This is a genomic window from Bradyrhizobium sp. UFLA06-06, assembly GCF_054820065.1.
In genome coordinates, this window is sequence record NZ_JADFUD010000071.1 from 1 (window position 1) to 20,860 (window position 20,860).

Here is a 20,860-nt window from a genome sequence, read left to right on the forward strand (position 1 = left end):
ATCAACAACGGCTCCATCGCGCCAGCCGGTGATGACGCGTTCAAAGCGGAAGTTATCTTTTGCGTTCAGGGAGCCATCTCGCCGCTGTTGTCGAATCTGATGCTGGATGTGCTGGACAAGGAACTGGAGAAGCGCGGCCACCGCTTTGTGCGTTATGCCGATGACTGCAACATCTATGTGCGCAGTCAGCGAGCGGGCGAACGGGTGCTGGCCGGCATCGAGAAGTTCCTCGAAAAGCGCCTCAAGCTCAAGGTCAACAAGGCCAAGAGTGCGGTCGCCAAACCGAGCGTTCGCAAGTTCCTGGGCTTCAGCTTCACCGGCGGGACAGCACCGCGGCGGCGCATTGCGCCGCAGGCGCTCGCGCGCTTCAAGGCGAAAGTTCGGGAGCTGACACGGCGCACGCGCGGCCGAAGCCTTGCGCAGATTGTCAAGGAGTTGTCCGTCTATCTGATCGGATGGCGCGGCTACTTCGGCTTCTGCCAAACCCCGTCGATATTGCGCGACCTTGATCAATGGCTCAGGCGGCGGTTGCGCGCCATCGCCTGGAAGCAGTGGAAGCGCGGAATCACTCGTTTTGCCGAGCTGCGACGCCGCGGCGTCGGCCGGGATCGGGCGGCGCAAACCGCCGGAAGCCCACATGGCCCCTGGCGGCTCGCGAACAGTCCCGCACTCACCATCGCCATGCCAATCGCGTTCTTCAGTTCACTCGGCTTGGCTTCCGTCGCGGCGCTGCAGACCGCATAATCCACTGAACCGCCGGATACGGACCCGTATGTCCGGTGGTGTGGGAGGGGCGGAGCCGCGAGGCTCCCCCCTATCCCGATTGGGAACGATCTGCGGTGTTTTAGGACCATGAGTGCAACGCCCTTGTAGAAAATGCTGGCGGCTGGCACTTCGCACCGGTCGCCGTCGACATCTGTCTGCCTCCCCTGTGAGCTGACAAATCCACTTTCATGGTCAGTTCTCATGGTCAGTTCACGTCAGCTTTCCGTCAGCGGAACTTGGTATCGACCTCACACCGCCGTTCGTGGCGAATGTCCGCGTCGGAGAGCCAGTTTGTGGCGGATGGGTCATGCTGTCCCACCTAGATCGGAGATGAATGTTTATGCGCGGCATTGATGAGGGCAGCAAATCGTTCAATTCAGAGGCTGGCCGCACCGCGGGCGACAATGCCGATAGTGCTCGCGTTGAAACGGCTGCTGGCCAAGGTGAAGGGCGTCAATCATTCAACTCGGTCGTAAATCAAATTCGCTCCGAGCCTGACGATTGGCCCGCGTCCTTCTCTGGTGACGAGCGCCGTACCTGCGCTGGTGTGCCGGAGCGGCCTGTCCGTCCAACTTCAGCTGGTCATCGGATGTTGGTGCAGGCGCTGCACAGCGCGACCGGAGGCAATCAGAATCTCCGCTCTTCCTCCGGCGCCGGCGCGCTGCGTACCGGTGCAAGATCCTCGTTCGATGATCCGCAGACGTCAACCTCGTCAGGGCGCGCGCTCCGTGAGGAAGGGCGCTGGTCCGGCAGGGGGAATGTCGCAGGAAGGTCGCGCCTTGACGATGGATCCGCGCCGAGCGCGCGTGCTCCGGATTCCTGGAGGCCGGATCAATTCCGCGAGCCCGCACAAAATGCGGGCGCAGCATCCGCGCGTTCGGCAGACGAGCCATGGCGTGCCAATCGACCAGACGAAAGCTCGCAAATTGTCTTGCGCGGGCCGTATAGGGTCGGCGATTCGGATCGAGGTGGCGGGGCGCCCGGTTGGAGCTTCAACAACAGGCCCTTTCTGGCACCTGATGGCTCGCTCCGTGAGCGATTTGATTCCCGCCATGGCACGGCAGAAGGCAACGCAGACGGCGCACGTCCGGCAGGCGAACGCTGGCGTGCTGATCGCGCGCGGGAAGACGCGCGAGAAGGCGCCCGTGCCCCGACTGTCGAAGGCCGCTTCGCGCGCCCTGGCGAAATGCCGGCCTGGCGCATCGATGATATGCCATCACACAATATTGGTGCGGGCCCTGACCGATTTCACAGAGGCGATGGCGCAGCTCCTGATGGCGATGCCGGCCCTTCGCGTTTCTCAGGCAGGTCCTGGCACGGCGATCAAGCCGCAGGCGGCTTCCCGAGAGAGCCGCGGCATTCGCATATCGAAGCCGGTTTCGGCCAGGGCAGCGGCGCGCAAGGATGGCGCCTCGAGGAGCTGCCCGCGACGTCCGCCGACCTTCGAGGACCTGAGCGAAATCGGAAAGGTCACCGTGGCGCACCGCATCCGGATGCAAGCTCGTCACGTTCGGACCGCGGGCCGTGGCGTGCCGATCGAGCCGCCGGAACACCGCAAGGTGAGGGGCTTGCCTTGCAATCGCAATTTGCCTCCAATTGGCGCGGTGAAGCGCCAGGCTGGCGTCGCTTCGAGGGCACGCCCGCGGCGCCCCTTCATGCCGCACCAGGCATGAACGACGGTCTTCCGGGTCGCGGTGGAGAGCCTTGGCGGAGCGATCGAGTAGCCGGAAACTCGCGGCAAAGCGCACTCCCGCGACATGCCCGGCCGCTTCCCGGTCGGCAGGACCAGAGGGGCGGATGGCATCCTGACGCGGCGCCTGCGCATCAGAATTCGCCGCAGCCTTATGGAGCTTCCGGTGGCGCAGCTTGTCGTGAGGCTGGTGACTTGCGACCGCAAGAGCAGCCCTGGCGACAAGGCCGCGCCGATCTTGAGCAAAGAGGCCAGCTTGCACCGCATCCTCAATCGGTCGCGGGACGAGGTCGCGGACCTGGATGGCGCGGTGACAATGCCACAGGCCGGAACGTTGAGCATGTAACATCCCAAGCTCATTTTAGGAATTCGCACGACCTCAATGCCGCGCTGGCAGACATTGCGGGCGCTCGCAACATCGATGTCTTCTCGCGTGGGTTGGTGCGTTATGCCAAAAAGTTCCGTGGGCACGAACTCGCCGAATTCGACCAAAAGGCGGCTGCACATTTCGAGGCGCGTTTTGTCCCGCAGCTCGAAGACAACATCGGCTGCTCCTGGGCGTACGCAACGGCATGCAACGTGATCAGCCGCACAGGTGAAGCCGGGGCAAGTGCTTGCAGAGCTCTGGCGGCTCGACTCTCGCGCCTTGACAATGCCGATATGAAGCGGGTCGATCCCAGAGGCTTCTCCCTCTTTGCTTCCTCCTTTGGCCGCCACTCCCGGGCCATGGAATGCCGCGATGCGACGATCCGGATCGCCGAATTCTGCTGCGATGAGCCAGGCGTGCTTTACAAGTCAAGCAGTCAAGACCTCTCCCTGCTGATGAACGGCTTCAGCAAGTGGCCCGAACAGCGGGCCTGCCGTGAAGCGGGCCTCAAGGTGGCAAACGATGTAGAGGCCGATCTGTTGACCGATTTTGCCTTACAACATCTCTCCACCCTGGTGAACAGTTTCAGCAAGTGGCCGCAAGAGCCGGCTTGCGAGCGAGCCACAATTGCGGTTGCGAGCGAACTCGTCCGTCGCGGCGCAGCTGAGCTCTTTCGTGCCGATGAGCAGCAACTGGCGAACCTCGTCAACGGCTTTGGCAAATGGCCCCAAGACGCAAATCTTGGCGGCGCCGAAGCCTTGATTGCCGCTGAAATTGATCAACGTGCAAACGGCAGGTCGGGTCTGTCCGGTTTTAAGCCAAAGGACCTGGCAATGCTGCTGAACGGCTTCGCCAACAGGGCGGAAGACGAGGCATGTGTTCGCGCCAGCTCCGAGATCGCCCGGGCGATCGTTCGCCGCGCCGAGCGTCCAGCTCAGCTCTTTGATTTTTCGTCCCAGGATCTGTCGAACCTCGTCAGCGGGTTCGGCAAGTTGAACGGAAAACTGCCAACCGAGGACGTTGCGCGCGCGCTAGCCAGTGAGATTCTTCGCCGCGCCGACCGGCCTTCCCGTTTGTCTGAATTCAACCCACAGGACATGGCCAGCCTGGCGAACGGATTCGCGAAATGGCCGCAGATTGCGCAAGCGTTCCACGCAATAAGCGCGATCGCAGGCGAAGTCGTGGGCCGTCGCGTCCGGCTCTCGCGTTTTCAGGAACGGGAGCTCGCCCGCCTGGTGCACGCGTTCAGCAAGACCATGTCGATGGACGACGATATCAATCGGGCCGCGACGGTCGAGATCGCAAGACAGATCGTGGTCCGTGCCACGCGGGGAGAACGGCTCGCCCGCTTTAGTGAGCAGGATCTTGCAAATCTGGTGAACGGCTTCAGCAAATGGCCAACAGAAGAGGACTGCGGCCAGGCGATAGCTTCGATCGCAGCCGAAATCCGTCGCCGCGCCACAAGCATCGAGGGGCTCGCAGATTTTAGGTTCCAGCACCTGGCAAACCTGGTCAATGGCTTCAGCAAATGGCCGGAGCGGGCGGGTCAAGCCGCGTTGTCGATTGCAACGGAACTCAGCCGCCGCGCCGAGCACCGCAATGGCCTTGCAAATGCAACCCCGCAGGACTTGGCGAATATTGTGAACGGATTGAGCAAGCGGCCCGGCGAACTGAGCTCCCATCCCGTGATTGCAGCGCTTGCCAGCGAGCTCCGCGATCGCGCCGGCCGGGACAGCGGACTGTCCGATTTCACTGAGCAGCACCTGGCAAATCTGGCGAACGGCTTTTCCAAATGGCCAGAACAGGCCGCTCGTCCAGCCCTGATTTCGATCGCCACTGAACTGCTCAACTATCGCGCCAATTCGCTCGCTAGCTTCGATGGCCAGCATTTGTCAATGCTGGCGAACGGTTTGAGCAAGCTCGCAGAAGATGACGACTGCGCGCAGGCAATGGCCTTGATAGGCGGCGAAATCGCACGCCACGCTGGCCAGCGTGGGCTCGCCGAGTTTTCCCCGCAAGGACTTGCAAACCTCGTGAATGGGTTCAGCAAGTTGCCGCGCGAGAGGAATTGCAGCGAGGCCATGTTGGCAATCGCGGCCGAAATCTGCGGCCGCGCCGACCGACGAGATGGGCTGTTCGGCTTTACGCAGCAGAATTTGCGGAATCTTGCGAACGGATTCGGCAAGTTCGAGCATGAACGCTGCGGCGAGGCGACAGCTGCTATTGCGCGCGAGATGATGCATCGCGAGGCCGGACTGTCCGATTTTGAGCCGCTGGCGGTCGCGACCCTGTTGCACGATTTTGCCAAATGGCCGGAAGAGGAGGCATGCAGGCAGGCGGTGATGGAGATCGCGCGCAGTGTCGGCGCCGGAGCGCGACGATTTAATGCCTTCACCACCCCTGAGCTCGGCATGCTTGCCAATGCTCTGGCGCGCTGCACGATGGAGGCCGAAGACCGTGGAGAGAGCGATCAAGCCGCCCTTCTGAAGAACCGCCTGCACAAGCTCGCGCACCATCTGTACTATGCCAACGATCGACTGCAACAGGCTGGCGTTCTTAGCATCGCCAACATTTTCAAAGCCTTTGGCAAGGCGCGGCTGTTTGACGATTTGTCCTTGCTGGCGCCATTGGGGCTGACCAGGCTTGCGGAATTGAGCGCCGGTGACGATTTTGCCGCTGAGCATGACCTTGAGACCATGGGACACCTCAGCGTCGCTGTGCTGCCCCTGGCGCGCAGCTCGCAGAAGCAGCTGCGCTGGCACCGCAGGCAAGCGCTGACCTTGTTGAACGACATTCAGCGCATCGCGCACGACAAGATCACGGCGCATTTGGCCGCGACCGATGCGGAACGGATCCGTGGCCCATACGCGAGCCGTACCCCCGCTTTGTCGATCTACCAGGTCCTTAAGGCCCGGGTGATCCTCGAGAAACTTTATCGACGCCCCTATGTCGAAGGCGATCAATCCCAATTGCGAATCAGGCAGCAGGACATCGCGCGCGGGACCAGAGAGATCCTGCACTCTACACGCGATCTGATTGAACGCGATCTGTCCAACATGAGCTGGAACCTGATCGCGGACATCGAGGCCGACGACCCCATCGATGCGCTGGATTCGTTCTTGGAGCAAAATGTCGCGACAGTCCATGCGCAGCGTCCTGCCGCGAAATTCAACACCCACCAAGTGTTGCGCGACATGGACCACGAGCCGCGTCCCCCGGAGGGGAATGCCGGATTGATGCAGCTGCCGGTCGTGGATATGCGAGGTCAGCGGCTGACCACGGATCCGGAAATACGATATTCGGTTTTGCATCGCCTGACTGAGGGGAAAGTACCGGTGGTTGCGGTCCAACTGCCTGGAAAGCCCAGCAGCTTCATGCTGACCCGCACGCTCAGTGTCGATGGCATCCCGTATCGTATGGATTTGTTCGGCGGCAGCAAGCTGAAGCCGCCGCGATTGACCCTGGCGCAGGTCGGTGCGCGCGCGCCTGGCGGGCGGCGGATCGAGCAGGCGGGGGGGAAGCTGCTCGCAATTCCGTATGCCGACACCGCAGCGGGTACGGACTTCGAGCAGCTATCGCGTGCCTGGGCGCCATTCAAGGAAGCTTACTTTTATACCCAGCGCAGGGGATTTGCAGGCTCACCATCCATCAAAGGCCTCGCGCCCCAGGACAGCGTGCTCGAAGGCGCTTTCAAAATCTCGCTGCTCCCGGACCGGCCTGCGGAGCGGGCTCACCCATTCGCGCTCGTTGGACCAAACGGTCCGATCGCGTTGCGACCACATGACGGCACCGGCTTCATCAAGGCCTCACTGGCTGGGAAAATGCGCGCTGTTCGCCTCGCTGGCGAACAGAATGGCCCCGATCGGGTCCCCGCCTATGCTGAAGGCAAGAGAGCATCTGTGCCTGCCTCGGCGCTGCATCATTATCCGCGCAGCGAAAAGGTGGCGGACGAGGCAAGAGATAAAGCCAGGAACTGGCTCAATAGCAGACAGAACAAGGAGCTCACGTCCGAGGAGCTCTATCGCACCGTAACGGCTGCACACATCGATGCCCCTGCCGCTATTGCCGTGCCCTCAAGCGATGGGCGTCTGCATGTGTCGACCATCAAGAGCGACACCTTGGCGGGTACGACGGGGGTGCTGATCGGGCGATCACCGTATGACAAGCCTAACCTGCGTCCATTTGCAGCTGAGCAAGTCACATCGGCTGCCGATGGAGATCCGACGGCGGCGTTCCTTGATCGGTGCATTGCCGTTCAATATAGCTTGAATGTCGCCCAGAAATCGCATGGCGAACTGGCCGCGGACGATCCGACCTTCTTTGCCAAGGGCTTGCTGATCGTGGTGCCTGACGAGATCTGGCCAGCTGACTTTGCCGACCGCGACCTCGTCATGTCTGCTGAAGACGTCAAGATCCATTCGAGCTGGACGAGCGCGAAGGACCGCACGAAGCAGGACACAGCGCTCGAAACTGTCGGCGTCCTCCAGGCAGCCGAAGTGTTCGCTCCGGGCTCGCTGGTTGCCGTTCCGCCTGTGGAGCAAAAGCGGCTCGATGGCGATTTCGACGGAGACGCCGTCATTATCGTCGGTGACCGTCCCGCGCTTTATCAGCATGTGCGGCAATTCGATCAGCAGGAGCAGGCGCAGGGCGTGCGTTCGCTCAAACCGCCGAAATCGCACACCCCCGCGATCGAGGACGATCGTTATCAATTCAGCCGCACAAGCCAGATCCTCGCCGCCACACAAGGGGTCTTGGAAACTTATACTGGCCTATTGCGAAGCTTTCTGGCGCAATCGCCTGAGGCGCGCCACTGGTTTGCCGAGCGTGCCCTGTTCGGCAGCTACGAGGGCATTCACCACCAGCTCAAGCGCGAGCTTCGTGATCTGCTGGACCAGGAGCCGGCGAGCCGGACCGATATTGAGGGCAAGCTCGACCAAGCGAGAGCGGAAATGGGGGCGGCACGACACCCGGTCGCCCGCGAAATGGCCGATCTACTCATCGCCGACCTTGAGGCGTGGACAGCGCAAGGGCAATCCGTGGGCGTTGCCACCGACGGTTCGAATGACGCAAGGCTGACGCTGAGTGCGCAGCTGTGCGAATTGTTCCCGGACCTGGCCGAGGCATATCCGGCAGCTGCTCAGCCGCGAGAGCGCATCCAGCTGCTTGTCGACAACTATCCGACGCGTATCCATCCTTTGCCGGACGGTTACGTTGCCGATGACCCTGTCAAAAGCGCGAACAACTTCCTGAGTCTTGGCGTCAAGGTTGGCACCGACGCCTATAAATCCGACACCGGCGCCCGGCTGTTCGCAGCGAAAAGCAAACGTCTGCAGGAATTGCTGCAGGCAACCCCGGCTCTGAAATCGGTGCCTTATACCAAGAGCATGGCGGCCCATCTCAACTGCGGCAGATTGGACGTCGAGGCGACTTTGGCCGATCTGAAGGACAATCCGACGCTGGCAGCCTCCGTCATGGAAGCCGCGATCAAGCTTAGTGTGGAAAGTGGTATTCTGCCCGAACCTTCCGCCCCGCGGCCGACCAACGACGACGGTGCGATGATCACGCTAAGTCGCGAGGAGGCCACCGTGCGCGCCAGGCGTGAGGCTGATCGGGCGAGAGGCGAAGATGAGACGATCAGGAAGGTGGTCGGCGATGTCGTCGCGAACTTGCAGCAACAACACGGCATTCAGGTGAATCTGCCGCACGATCAGCATCGCCTGCGGACAGAACAATCATTGAGCGACCAACTCACAGGCAAAAGCCTTCCCTCCGGGACTGCCTCACAGCTGATCAGCAACGCCGTCCGGCACGTTTTTCAAATCCCTGACGGCGCTTTTACAATGGGGTTCAGGAAGGCCGTGCTCGCCTTTGAGGAGCAGGGTTATACCGAGCTCAGCACAACCAATTGGTTCAGGACGCGAAATCCGACCTATGTCGGAATCAAAACCGTCTTTGCAACACCCGAAGGTTACCGTTTCGAGGTCGAGTTCCATACACCGGCCAGCTACCAGGCCAAGCTTGCCAATCACGATACATACAAGATGCTGCAGCGAGGCAGCAGAGGGACGATGGACCAATCGAGGGCCGAGCAGCTCGTGCAGCGCGCAAGACAGATCGTCAACGAGGTGCCAGTTCCCGATCAGGCGACGAGCATCCCCAACTGGGAAGCGGAAGCGGTCGGCACGGCCGACGCCAGCGCGGTCCTCGCCTTGCGAAGTGCCAAGCCCCAGATGCCCAAGCGCTCTCCCATCGCGGGGCAAATCGTTGCAGCCTTGGGCGAGAGGCCGATCGTGCTCGTCGGCATGATGGGCGCTGGGAAATCATCAATCGGCAGCCGGCTCTCCAAGCTGCTGGGCCTCGATTTCGTCGATACCGACAAATCGATCGAGACCAGGATGGGCAAACAGATCAACGAAATCTTCAAAGACCACGGCGAGCAGTATTTCAGGGATCTGGAGGAGAGCGAGATTTTGCAATTGCTCGAGCGAGGTGCCGTGGTGCTCGCAACGGGCGGCGGCGCGTTCATGAGCGAGAGGATCCGCGATCGTATCCGCGAGAGAGGGATCTCGATCTGGATCAATACCGATCCGGAGACCATAACGAAGCGCTTGGTCAAAAACACGACGCGTCCGCTCCTGCAAGCCGACAATCCGGAAGAGACGATCAAAGAGATGATGCGCGAGCGCGCACCTGTCTATCAGATGGCAGATCTGAAAATTGACCCGATCGACCGGAGGATCAACAAAAGCGCAGATGCGTTGCTGGATAAGCTCCATGCGAAGCTGAGCGGTGGCGTTGTCAGCGAACCTGGTTGAGCGGGTGGCTTATCGCGCGTGAGCCACTCACGTATATCTCGAAGGCGCACGGGAATGATGAAGGCCCGCTTAGGCGGACCTTCAGAATTTAGGCGTATACCCACCAGTTCGTATTGAGCCATCAGGGCGTCAATTGGAATGTTCCACTGCTTGCTAATGGTGCGGATCATTTCCAGCGTTAGAGGGCGAATTCGGTTCAGTATTTCAGACGCGCGATTGCGCCCGACAGGATTGCCGAGTGCGGCTTGAGATTTGCCCATAGACTCAAACGCAAAATGGAGGACGTCGACCGGATCGCCGTGTGCGGTGGAGAAATGCCCGTCCTCCTATTCCTCAATGAGCGAGGAAAGCACTTTGAAACGATCGCCATCGGGCGTGCCAGGAGTGGGCTCTGCCTCGAAATAGCGGGTTACTCTGTCTGAGGATGCTGGGTATCTTCAGCATCCTCCGGCAGAGCGAACCGGGAGAAAACATGCCCCCTCACGCAACACGAGGCCTTGGTCGCATGTCCGCCCGAACGCGGAGCCGAGATCTGACGGCGCACTCGTCGCAACGACGGCGATTCAAACGGCGTCGATGACGCGGCACGGAGCCTTCATCCGGGTCTGAACTTGCTGAAAAACACTTGTACAATCGATAACCTCCCGGCGGCACATGAAGCTGCCACGGATGATCCATGAATGGAAAGAAACAAGACGAGCCCAAGTCGCAAAGCAAACAAAGCGGGACACAACGAATACGAATCGCGGGCTGTTACCGTGGCACGAACAATGCAGACCCTTGGAATGCACAGGACGCCCTCACTTGGCATGGCCACCATCGCAAGTTGAGGCCATGGCTGGCCACTGAAGTTGGCGACACGTGGAACTTAAGCCGGAGACGGCGCCTGCTGATGTAGATCCCGGCGGGCCCGTATCACGCCGACGAAGAGCCATTAGCGGGGCGCGCTAGAAAGGACATGAAGGGCCTCGGCAAATGAACGCAGAGAATAACTTCGCGGCGCGGCTCATTGACGCCGGACGCCGCGCAGCAATAGCACGTACATGTGGCCTGAAAGCTGACGTCTCATCTTACGTCAATGAGGCGCTCAAGGAGCTTTGGCGAACCAGGTCTCCTGAAGAGGCAAAAAAGATTGCAGCGCGGTGGGTCTTGTGGGACGCAGATGGAAGGCCATGGCCGCGCATGCCTCCGCTGGAAAACGTGGTCTCGTTCCACCGCACCGCTGCGGCACCGGTCGTGAAGCCGCCTGCGACGCCATTACAGGTAATCCGGGATTGGTTCGAAAAGCAGGATGAAGAGATACGACGCGAGATCGCTGGCATGACGATGCTTTTGGGCTTCGAATTTCGCGGTCCTCCCGAGAATGGCAGCCAAGAGCGGTGTGGGTATCTCCGGCGGTGGCTGAGCCAAGCGGGACTACCAAACCATACGGTCATTGGCCGCGCTTTGACGTTCCGCACGTGTTTTGAGTATTTCGCGGAGAGCAGGTTCACCGAGTCGGGTTGGACGCGGTCCGAAAAGGCCGCTTTCAAAATTCTTGAAGATACCAAGCGCGACCCGAACTCCGAAACTGCGCACCTGGCTCCGATTGCCCAAAAAATACTTGATGCCTTGCCCGCTCGAAAAAGCCGCTGGATCGAGGTGCGGAAGTCCTGGAAACAACTTGCCGGTGCCAGCCTCACACCGCGAGCCCTCAGGGTTTGGAGCGCCTTGCACATGGAGAGGGGGAGGCTGGACACCAGTCGGGAAGTGTAGCGGTACAGCCGAACGATTTTAGCGAGGCACCAAGGGCGGTCCGTAAGTAGGCGGAAGTTTATCTGAGTGCTACTTCAATCAAGAAGTACGATGTCGGTACTACTACTGCGGTCAATCTCGGGCGTGGCGCGCTCCGGTCGGATTCACCCAGGATGAAATCGAGCATATCTCCATGGGTTGGACGCGACGCTAAGGAATCGGCTGCACGCTAGACACGTGGAGACGTCGCGCAACCAATGCTTCACGACTTGATAAACGTAAGGCAATCGGGTGCAGAAATCGGTAAGACACGTAGCCGAAATCACGGTCAGCAGTGGTGCGCCACGGGCGACCGTGCACGCGAATTCGCCGCGCAGGCCGCCGCCAGCTGCATCCTCCCGGCGAAGTTTGCTGATCGCGGAGAGATCGACCCGGCCGGGAAGCGCTCGGGAAACGAAAAGAGAGCCCGGGAATCGAGATTTCTTGCCCTGTCGGAACGACAGTCATACGCCTATGTCTTCAATCTCGATCACACCGCGCAAGGCGGCATTCGCCGGAGCGATACTCGTATTCGCTCATCTCTAGAGGGAAAATCGGGCACGCAAATAGGCGCTCGCAGGTCTCGGCGGCCGGTTTGAGACGTGGCGCGAGATCGCTCCACTCACGGCGAAGGTGATCTAGGACTTCCTGGCCGCCCCCGCTTAGCCTCTCGAGTTCCGCGATCAGACGCAAGCGGACTGCCGCCGCAAAAGGATTCTCCGTCTGAATCTCAGCAAACGTCTCGGGGGCGCCGCTCAACATGCGCCCGACTCCCGCCAGGAGAAGGTGATAAGGAGGCGGACCGACCTCAAGCGGAAATTTAGTGTTCTCGTCGCGAAGGATGCTTGCAAGCGACAGGAGCAGCGCATGCGCAGCCAGCTGACGCTGCGCAAGAAGTCGGTCGTGAGCTTCAGCATCGAGCGCGACAAGGCTTGCATTCGTGCGTCGTAAAAGCTGCAGAAAGACTTCGAGCCGCGGCCCTGATCGATACGCGATCACCGCGACCGGACGATTTGCCCACCCGAGCTCCGGGCCAAACAGTGGATTGAGGCCAAGATATTCCACCTCGCGCGGTAAGGTGACCGCCCAGGAGGCGGGTTTCGTCTTGACCGAAAGCGTCTCGATCAACAATGCGTCGCCTTTGAGCCACGGACAGGCGGATCCGAACGCGGTTCCTGCTACCGTGAACGGCAAGGAAAGAACGACAATATCGGACTCCGCAATCGCGGATTTGGCCTCCAGCGTCAGGTGGATCGCATCGCTCACGATCAGATTCTGATCTATTTCAGCCACCGGCCTGTGATCCACGAAGCGTACTCGTCCGCCAGACGTTGTGAGAAGTTCAGCGAGCTTTAACCCGACGCGTCCGGCGCCAATGATCGTCGCTTGTGAACCTTGTGTCATCTGTTCCCGTTTGATCGCAATTAGAGTGTTTGCGTTGCGTCACCGTTCTCGCGCGCTCAGCCATCAATTGTGGACCACGCGCTCACTCGCAAGATCAATCACAATGCATGCCACATCTGAATTGCGGCCCCGGCGGGCAGCCACCGCCTAGAGGGAACGGAAAGCCATAAATCCGGAACTGGCGTGGTTTGAGATAATCAGAGCCGCTCACCGTCTCTACGCCGTTGGTGTGCAGGCCGTGTAAAGGTTGGGCCGCCTCGAACCGAGTGTCGCACGCCAATTGAAGACGCACCCGTGCTGCAATAGCACCACCTGCCGCTCAAGTGCATGTCGTCACAAGCTGTGATCTCTTGCGAAACGCTCATTCTTCATGGCGTGAACTCCCAAGACCTAGGCCTTTTTTGCGTCTTATAAATGTCATCTTGCGTTGGCCTGTGAGGCGAGCTGCGGCTGGTTGGTCAGCGCTCAGCTCAGGATAACGAAGCGGCGATGATGCTCGCGGCAAAGAGACGAAGTTAATGACAAAGCATTTTCGCGAATGGACGCTGATGTCCATCGTTGCCACCATGGTTGTCTGCCCCGGCGCGAACGCGCAAGATCGCCGCATTGTCGCCGAGCCCGTTGCACCTCATACGGTCTGCGACCGCCCGGTGCCGTCTGGCAGCAACGATACGGCGAGGCTCCAGGATGCCATCGACCATTGCCCCGCCGGTGCTGCGGTCTATCTCGGACGTGGCGAGTTCCGGTCGTATCCGCTCGAGATGAAATCGGGCGTAACCTTGTGGATTGGACGCGGTGCAACACTTTTGGCTATTCCCGAGCCAGCTGCGTACGACAAGGGCCGCGGACAGTGTGGCCGCATCGCAGGTAAGGGCGATGGTTGCCGGCCGTTGATCAGCTTCTCCAAAACGCGCGGCGGCGGCATTTATGGCGACGGCATCATCGATGGCCAGGGCGGTGCGCCGATGGTCGGCAGCGCCGAGACCTGGTGGCAGCTGGCCCGCCGCGCGCAAGCCGAGGGCGGTAGTCAGAACGCTCCGCGTTTGATTCAGATCGATCATGCGCAGGACATCACGCTTTCTGGTGTCACCTTGCGCAATGCACCCAATTTCCATGTCGCGATGAACCGGGTCGAAGGTGCCACTGTCTGGGGTCTGACGATCGATACACCGGCCGATGCCCGCAATACCGACGGCATCGACCCAGGCGCCAGCCAGGATGTGACCATCATCCACAGCTTCATCCGCACTGGAGATGATAACGTAGCGATCAAAGCCGGCGATAATGGTTCAACTCGCCATATCTCCATCACCGATAATTATTTCGGGTGGGGACACGGGATGTCGATCGGCAGCGAGGTGAACTCTGGCGCCAGCGACATACTCGTGCGCAACCTGACCCTGGACGGCACGACGTCCGGCCTGCGCATCAAGAGCGATGTCAGCCGAGGCGGCCTGGTCGAGCGCGTGACTTATGAGAATGTGTGTCTGCGTGGCAACCGATGGCCGGTCGTGTTCGATACAAAGTACGATCCACGTGCCCAAGGCATGAGGATTCCAGTCTATCGCCAGATCGTTCTGCGCCATGTGCGCGGCGACAATGGTGCGCTACTGATGCGCGGGTTAGACGAGGGTCATGCGCTTGACGTGACGCTAGAGGATGTTCGGTTTGCCGATTCCGCGACTTGGCAGCTCGAACATGCAAATGTGACCACCGATCATTCTGACGTGTCGCCGCCGCTGCCCGGGCGAGCAAGAGAACCGGTGCCACGCGGTTGGCGGGGCTGCGCCAGGGCATTCCGCGACGGTAACCAGTAAGCACAACAACTCGATGCCGAGCCTTAAGACCGCTCAGGTCTGCCTTGATACGGCTTTGATTCGCTGGTCTTGCGAATGGCGGGGCGGCGCTCGCGCCTTATTGCAGGAGTCCGACAAGCGTGACCGCGCTCGGACGTTTCGGCTATCGCGGGTAAGTTCCAGTTCGGTAGGAAACGTTGTTTGACCATGCTCGGCTGCCAGGTCGCGGCGGCACATTGTACCGATAGCATCAAGCGTGCAGCGAACCCGATAACAGGTGAGGTCACATGCGGAATTTCGCGGTGTTCGCTGCGGTTCTGGCCGGATGTTTTTGCATCTGTGCAGCCCATGCTCAGCCACTTCTTGTCTCGCACGGCGACAGGGCAGCCTATCATTCCGTGCAGGCAGCCATCGACGCATTACCGGCCCAAGGCGGGGATATCGAGATCCTACCCGGCATTTATCGCGAGAAGGTCAAAGTCTTCAAATCCGGTGTTCATATCAAAGGCTTAGGCAGGAAGCCGGATGATACGGTCATTGTGTACGGCGACGGCGCGATCAACGTCGGAGGAACCATCCGTTCTGCGACGCTGGACGCCTCAGGCGATGACTTCCGGCTCGACAACCTGACGATCCAAAACGATTACGCGCTCAATTCGGCAAATCCAGCTTCGCAGGCCGTCGCACTGTCTGTTACCGGAGACAGGGACATCATCAGCCGCGTCCGCCTGCTCGGCGCCCAGGACACATTGTTCGCCGGTAAGGGGCAGAACGGCCGAATGTCGCGACAATACTTCTCGGATTGCTATATCGAGGGACACGTCGATTTCATATTCGGCAATGCCAAGGCCTATTTCCGACACTGTGAGTTGCACGGTATCGCCAATCAGGCGGTCGTCTATACCGCGCAGAGCAAGGCAGCGCCGGACGAGGACAGTGCCTATGTGTTCGATCATTGCAGACTGACTGCCGACTCCGCCGCGCGGGATGTTGCGCTTGGCCGACCCTGGCGCCCCTATGCAACGGTGGTGTTCCTATCGACGAAGTTGGATGCACCGGTGGTCGCGGAAGGCTGGCGCGAATGGGCTCCGGGCAAGACCAATTCGCTGAGGACGGCCTACTATGCTGAATACAAATCCACCGGTGTTGGGGCCAATCCCGCAGGTCGCGAGCCTTATTCTCACCAATTGACCGATGGCGAAGCCGCGAAATGGTCGCTGAAAACGTTCTTCGCAGGTGCCACAGATTGGCTATCCGCCGGACCTTCCAGATCGGAATAGAGGAACGCTTACGGGCTGTCTTCTCATCTTTAAGCGGCTCTCGGGTCAATAGCGGGGACGAGATCGTCCTTGCGCTGGGGCGTCCCGTCGACAGCAACTGAAATTGGGGCAGGGCCCGGCCGTCGCGCCACGCCGGCTTCTTGCTGCCCCTTCAGAGGAGATCATCGCAAGCGCCATTGCCCGCTGTGAATTCTTCTCGTCAGCTTTTCGAAAGCTAGGTCCCATAAAAATCCAAAATCTGACCTCGCTTCACAGCTGCCGCTTAGCGGCCGTGCAAGCGTGTGGATTGCGCAGGGCCAATACATCACAAGGAGAGCAGGATGGATCCAGTCGACCCATTCTTCGATTCAGGCGCTTGGATGGAGGCCTACGCCGCCCGACAGGGGCGAGCGGGGCAGCAAGGGGGCAGCGCAAGCCAGCAAGGCGATTTTGAGCGGCGGATGGAAGATTTGCAGCTCGATTCGCCTGATGAGAGTTCCGCAAAGTCGAGTTCGCCGGACCAGACTCCCGCAGGAGCGGGAGGGGCAGTTCGACGGGACGAGCTCGGCGGTTCGATGCGGGTGCCGCCACGCTCGGATTTTAGGGACAGCGCGCGGGGCGATGCGCGGCGGAGCGTAGACATTCCCCGCTTTCAGCTTGATGCTCCGGCCCAAGTGCCGCAGTCCAGTTTGCGCGATGATCTATTCAGCAGCGCGCGCTACAGCTTGCCGGACGCGGAGCCTGGGGTTCAGGCCAGGAGCGGTAAAAGCCGCGGACTGTGGTCGCGCTTCAAGTCGGGGGTCGGCAAGGCCTTTGGAGGGAGTAGCAAGTCCTCGCGGGAGACCGCGCAGTCGGATGCTTCCTCGACGAGTTTTCGCGTCGATTACGCCAGACAGCCGGGCCGGACGCGCGGGGTCGATCCGGAAGACGAGGCGCTCATCAAAGAGTTTAGACAAAGAGCAGTCCGCAACCGCACCGACGGCACCGCAGCCGGCAACCTCACCGACGGCACCATCAGAAATGCGGCAGCCGACCTGCGCATTTTGAGCGCGCGCCTGAATGACAACGATAGGCCCTCAATTGCGGATCGCATTCGCCTCGAGATGGAAAATGCGCAACTGGAAGATCCGGAGGTGGAAAACCACCAGCTCGAAGCTGAGCTCGACCAAGATGTCGACACCTATGCAGCGGACCGCGCAAGGCGTATCAAAGCTGCCTTGAAAAAGCTCCGTGAGGTCGGCGCCGGAAACACCTTGTCAGCCGATCTCCGTCGCCTGGCTCCCCATTCCGCGGACGCGACCCTCATCGGCATGTGGGCCGCGGCGGAAAAGGCGACACGCAGGGTTGAGCCGAAGACGATCGACAGGCAGGCTCGCCGAATGTCGAGGCTGAGTGAATGGCTGCAAAAGCACGATAAGCAGGCCATCGCCGGCCGGCTCTTCACCTCCGGGCTCGACCAGGATGTCGCGGAGTATAGGCAAGAAACCGAAGACGGCAAAATCAAAGCTGATTTGCTCAGGCTTGGCCGCTACCAGCAAATCCTTGAGGCGAACAGGGCCCTCGGCTTGCACCCTGCCGAGGATGCGGGGCAGCCCGTCGCCGAAGGCGCCCGACAGGCGCACTCGCCGCAGGAGGTCCCGGCAACGCCAGCCACGCCGAGTGCGGGAGCGTGGGATTGGCTTGGTGAGCAGATCCACGGACCCACCTCATCACTGGCAGTGCCGCACCACGGTTGGCAGGCCAGCTCGTCGCAGCAGCTTCCCGCAACATCGGCCAGCCCGAGCGCCGGGGCTTGGGATCGGTCCAGCGAGCAGATTCTCCAACCCGCCGCACCTGTGCAAGCGCCCTATTGGCTCCCGCAACCCAATCTGCCGCACGGGCTTCCTGCGACTCCAGCCAGCCTAAGCCAAGGGGCCTGGGATTGGCTCGGGCAACAGATGCAGGAACCCGCCTCACCATCGTCGGTGAGGCCTCGGTCATCAAACATCTACAGCGGTCTGGATCCCTTGGTTGATTTGGATCCGTCCACACCGCACGACTTGCACGACGATGCACGCTCTGCGCCCGCACCTGAATTTCGCAGAGCGCCGTCATTCGCTGGACCGTCCGGGGGCGCCCAGGAACTGCGGGATATTGGGGCCGTCGTTGGCTCGGATTGGCGTCACGGCTCCCAAGCGGCCTCGGACGTGTTGGTTGACGTCCTCGGCAACATCAATCTGCTGCCAAACCAGTTCGGGCCAAGTCAGTTTATGATCAACGGTGAGCGCTACTCGGCCACATTCGGACCAGGAGGGCGCACGGATGTCCGCCTGATCCATCATCCGCGCCCGAGCTACCTTGATGAAGCTGGGCCATCCCAGCCGCTTCATCATCCACCGCAGATCGTCCAAGCCGAGCAACCCCGTGAGGGCCTACGGGACCTTGGGTATCTGATCCGCGGCGGATGGGAGCACCGCGAGCGGTTCCTTCCGCCTTACCTTGTCCGCGTCCTGCAGGGGGAACGCATCATGCCGCAGGCTGGGCGTCCAACCTATTTCCAGATCCGCGGTGTGCCCTACAGGGGCGAGTTGGATGAAAGCGAGGGGCGCCAGCGCGTTCGCATCTATCCTGAACGTGGCTGAAGAGCGCAGGCGGACGGCAATCTCAGGCGCTCGGCGGGGCAGCTCGCGCGAGGCGTTCTACAGCCCGGCCCTTGACAGCCGATGTATCCATTCGAAGTACTGAGATGGGCACCGCCTGAGCGGTCTAGCCTCCTGTTTGTTGGCGCAGCTTGAACGCGGCCTTCTCTATCCCTCAGGCTTTCACAAATCTTCCGCCGATCATCTTGCCTTAGAAGCCGTTGCTCAGTAAGCGCAACTGTTCGAACCATTTCGACCGCCCACAGCCCGGAGTGCGGACGACGCGAGCGTCTGGTGGATGTAGGAACGCTCGCCAACAAACGTCGGTTTGCTGACGCTGGCTAATCGTGATGGCAAGGTCGAATACTTTCGGAAGGAGGCCCTGCTGCGCAACCTACATATATTTAGGCCTTCATGCTCGAGTTGGGTATTGCCGCTGTTCAAAATTCTCGTAGTGCGTTGCAAACACTTTTTCCGGACGGGACACCCAGCAAGGTGACTGCTCGGTCTGGCAGCCGATCGAAGTGAGGTAGCACCACTTTAAATCGGTAAACCGTCGTATAGCTCGTTCCCGCTTTCTTTATAACGATCGCCCACATCCATATAATTGAACATTGGCGCGCAGCCAGCTATCGGAGCGTAGAGTTGCGATGGCAATTGCCTCCACGATCATCGGTCGGATCGATTTCCATGGAGCAAAAGCTGCAGCAGTTGCTTTTCATACTAAGTGGTTGGCCGCCGGATCCCGATGTTCGGCTGCTCAGCCTATCTCGTTCTTGGACCAGGCATCCCGTGCTCCGGTATAACGCGGCATCTCATGAAACTTGGCTTTAAGAACAGTCGTCATGATGTGGTGTCTTCTCGGGCGCCGCCAGGCCACGGCCGACCTTCGCACGCCTGGTTCACCAGCACCCGATATTCCAGCTGACCTGAACGGCTAGCTTCAAAGCAGCGTTCCGGAGAGTGGCCCTGTGACATCCGGCAGGGATGTCTTTGATGTCGGCTCGGAACTCCAAATTGATGCGCATGATGGACCGACGTATAGCGCGACAATCTGGCTGGGAAGCACTTCCATCCTGATTGCCGCGCGGCACCGACGACCTGATGATGCAGCTTCCGGCCAGTACTTGGTCGCGGCAGCTACCCAACGTCAGACGGATCTCCAGCTCGTTGGATTAAGGGATGTCGAGATGATGCGAAATGTAACTGGGTCGACTTTGCCTGGTACGCCAGAGGAAAACGATCGCGATCTAGCTTTGGATTTCGACAAAGCAGTGCTCATCATTTTGGTGATCGTCGGTCACTTGATCCAATATCTCCTCTACCGAGATGAAGGATTCTGGGATTCGCCATTCTTCAAATGGATCTACATGTTCGACATGCCTCTCTTCATGGCGATAAGCGGATATCTTTCTTGCCGAGCGCTGTTGCGAAAGTCGTTGATGCAAGCCGTCGGTGATCGGGCGATGCAGCTCTTGGTGCCCATGCTGTTTTGGTGCGCTCTCCTGGAGACAGCAAAGTTAGCCGTGCTTCCCCGCGCCCCTGACGCATCAGGCAACATTTTACAGCTTCTAAACGATGTCGCCGGCACATACTGGTTCATCTGGGCCGCGCTCGTTTGTTTTCTTTTCGTCAAAATTCTTTCGATCTTCAATCGTTGGTCGCCCTGGATCCTATTCTTATCGGTCATCCTGGTCGCACTTGCACCTCTGACATTCTCCATATTTCCTCTCATAAAGTACACTTACCCGTTCTTCTGCTTGGGATTCTCATTTGCGCAGTCAAGAGACTGGTGGACGAGCATAACGGGCGCTTACAAGCCGCTCTTGATCATGTCTGCCTCAATAGCCGCACTGGTGTGCTTTCTGGCCTGGCGCAAAGACACCTACGTCTACAACAATCTCGCCCTGGTCAAAGATATGCAGTCGGCAAAAGACGTGCTTCTGATGCTTTTTGGCTCAGCAGCGGCCTCAGCGATCATGAGTGAACTCTTCCGGCAATGCTGGAGAGTTGGCCGCTCCAATCGAGTGGTCCGCTTTATCGCCGTGGAAATAGGACAGAGCACGCTGGTGCTGTACCTGATTCAGGGCATGGCATTTCGTCTCATGGATTCGATACCGTACGCAGAGCCGTTGGATCTCACATCCAAGTTGGCTGTGGCGGGAATTCTAGGGGCTGCGATTGTCCTCGTCGCGCTAATGGTGCGCCGAACCGTGCATGACATTCCCTATCTGTCTCAGCTCATTCTTGGAACTTCACCCCCGCGCCCTATGTCGAGCGGGGCAGCCTGCGGATAAGTAGCTGTAGCCGAAATCCGGCCAGGAGGCTCTTAGATCATGAGATAGCAGGCCCCCTGGTTCGTCTCCTCTCACA

General features: G+C 60.0%; 11 protein-coding genes. 9 read left to right on the forward strand and 2 right to left on the reverse strand.

Annotated elements, in window-relative coordinates:
• The 5 genes from IF803_RS36210 to IF803_RS36230 all read left to right on the forward strand — a co-directional run.
• Positions 1-744 (forward strand): group II intron maturase-specific domain-containing protein (locus IF803_RS36210; RefSeq protein ID WP_461195520.1); only part of this gene is annotated, 744 nt, incomplete at its 5' end.
• 1,052 nt (positions 745-1,796) lie between these two features.
• Positions 1,797-2,438 carry a hypothetical protein gene (locus IF803_RS36215; protein WP_461195521.1) on the forward strand — a complete coding sequence of 214 codons (642 nt, stop codon included), beginning with the start codon at positions 1,797-1,799 and terminating at the stop codon, positions 2,436-2,438.
• Positions 2,439-2,522: 84 nt separating this feature from the next.
• A complete protein-coding gene (locus tag IF803_RS36220; RefSeq protein WP_018270173.1) occupies positions 2,523-2,801 on the forward strand; it encodes a hypothetical protein in 279 nt (92 codons plus the stop codon).
• Positions 2,802-2,896: 95 nt separating this feature from the next.
• A complete protein-coding gene (locus IF803_RS36225; RefSeq protein ID WP_461195522.1) occupies positions 2,897-9,637 on the forward strand; it encodes a shikimate kinase in 6,741 nt (2,246 codons plus the stop codon).
• Between the two features lie 975 nt (positions 9,638-10,612).
• The gene (locus tag IF803_RS36230; protein WP_240536971.1) at positions 10,613-11,392 is read left to right on the forward strand and encodes a hypothetical protein; all 780 of its coding nucleotides are present in this window, start codon (positions 10,613-10,615) and stop codon (positions 11,390-11,392) included.
• 143 nt (positions 11,393-11,535) lie between these two features.
• Here the strand turns inward: IF803_RS36230 and IF803_RS36235 are convergent, their stop codons facing one another.
• Together IF803_RS36235 and IF803_RS36240 are read right to left on the reverse strand one after the other, a co-directional pair.
• On the reverse strand, positions 11,536-11,874 hold the full coding sequence (locus IF803_RS36235) for a DUF2478 domain-containing protein (protein ID WP_080586185.1): 339 nt from the start codon (positions 11,872-11,874) through the stop codon (positions 11,536-11,538).
• A gap of 16 nt (positions 11,875-11,890) precedes the next feature.
• On the reverse strand, positions 11,891-12,814 hold the full coding sequence (locus tag IF803_RS36240) for an NAD(P)-binding domain-containing protein (RefSeq protein ID WP_038379317.1): 924 nt from the start codon (positions 12,812-12,814) through the stop codon (positions 11,891-11,893).
• A 518-nt stretch (positions 12,815-13,332) separates the two neighbouring features.
• Between IF803_RS36240 and IF803_RS36245 the strand changes: the two genes are divergently transcribed.
• The 4 genes from IF803_RS36245 (at position 13,333) to nolL (ending at position 20,784) form a co-directional block, all read left to right on the forward strand.
• Positions 13,333-14,631, forward strand: a complete 1,299-nt coding sequence (locus IF803_RS36245; protein WP_038379318.1) for a glycoside hydrolase family 28 protein — start codon at positions 13,333-13,335, stop codon at positions 14,629-14,631.
• A gap of 266 nt (positions 14,632-14,897) precedes the next feature.
• The gene (locus IF803_RS36250) at positions 14,898-15,890 is read left to right on the forward strand and encodes a pectinesterase family protein (protein WP_050999397.1); all 993 of its coding nucleotides are present in this window, start codon (positions 14,898-14,900) and stop codon (positions 15,888-15,890) included.
• Between the two features lie 320 nt (positions 15,891-16,210).
• Positions 16,211-18,490, forward strand: coding sequence for a hypothetical protein (locus IF803_RS36255; protein ID WP_050999398.1), 2,280 nt, complete (start codon positions 16,211-16,213; stop codon positions 18,488-18,490).
• Positions 18,491-19,677: 1,187 nt separating this feature from the next.
• Positions 19,678-20,784, forward strand: a complete 1,107-nt coding sequence (nolL, locus tag IF803_RS36260) for a nodulation factor fucose acetyltransferase NolL (RefSeq protein ID WP_253594812.1) — start codon at positions 19,678-19,680, stop codon at positions 20,782-20,784.
• Positions 20,785-20,860 lie beyond the last annotated feature (76 nt).

Excerpts from the sequence above, each read along its gene's own strand:
- IF803_RS36250 (WP_050999397.1), top strand. The coding sequence starts at position 14,898 with ATGCGGAATTTCGCGGTGTTCGCTGCGGTTCTGGCCGGATGTTTTTGC.
- IF803_RS36255 (WP_050999398.1), top strand. The coding sequence starts at position 16,211 with ATGGATCCAGTCGACCCATTCTTCGATTCAGGCGCTTGGATGGAGGCC.
- IF803_RS36245 (WP_038379318.1), top strand. The coding sequence starts at position 13,333 with ATGACAAAGCATTTTCGCGAATGGACGCTGATGTCCATCGTTGCCACC.
- nolL (WP_253594812.1), top strand. The coding sequence starts at position 19,678 with ATGATGCGAAATGTAACTGGGTCGACTTTGCCTGGTACGCCAGAGGAA.
- IF803_RS36220 (WP_018270173.1), top strand. The coding sequence starts at position 2,523 with ATGCCCGGCCGCTTCCCGGTCGGCAGGACCAGAGGGGCGGATGGCATC.
- IF803_RS36240 (WP_038379317.1), bottom strand. The coding sequence starts at position 12,814 with ATGACACAAGGTTCACAAGCGACGATCATTGGCGCCGGACGCGTCGGG.
- IF803_RS36230 (WP_240536971.1), top strand. The coding sequence starts at position 10,613 with ATGAACGCAGAGAATAACTTCGCGGCGCGGCTCATTGACGCCGGACGC.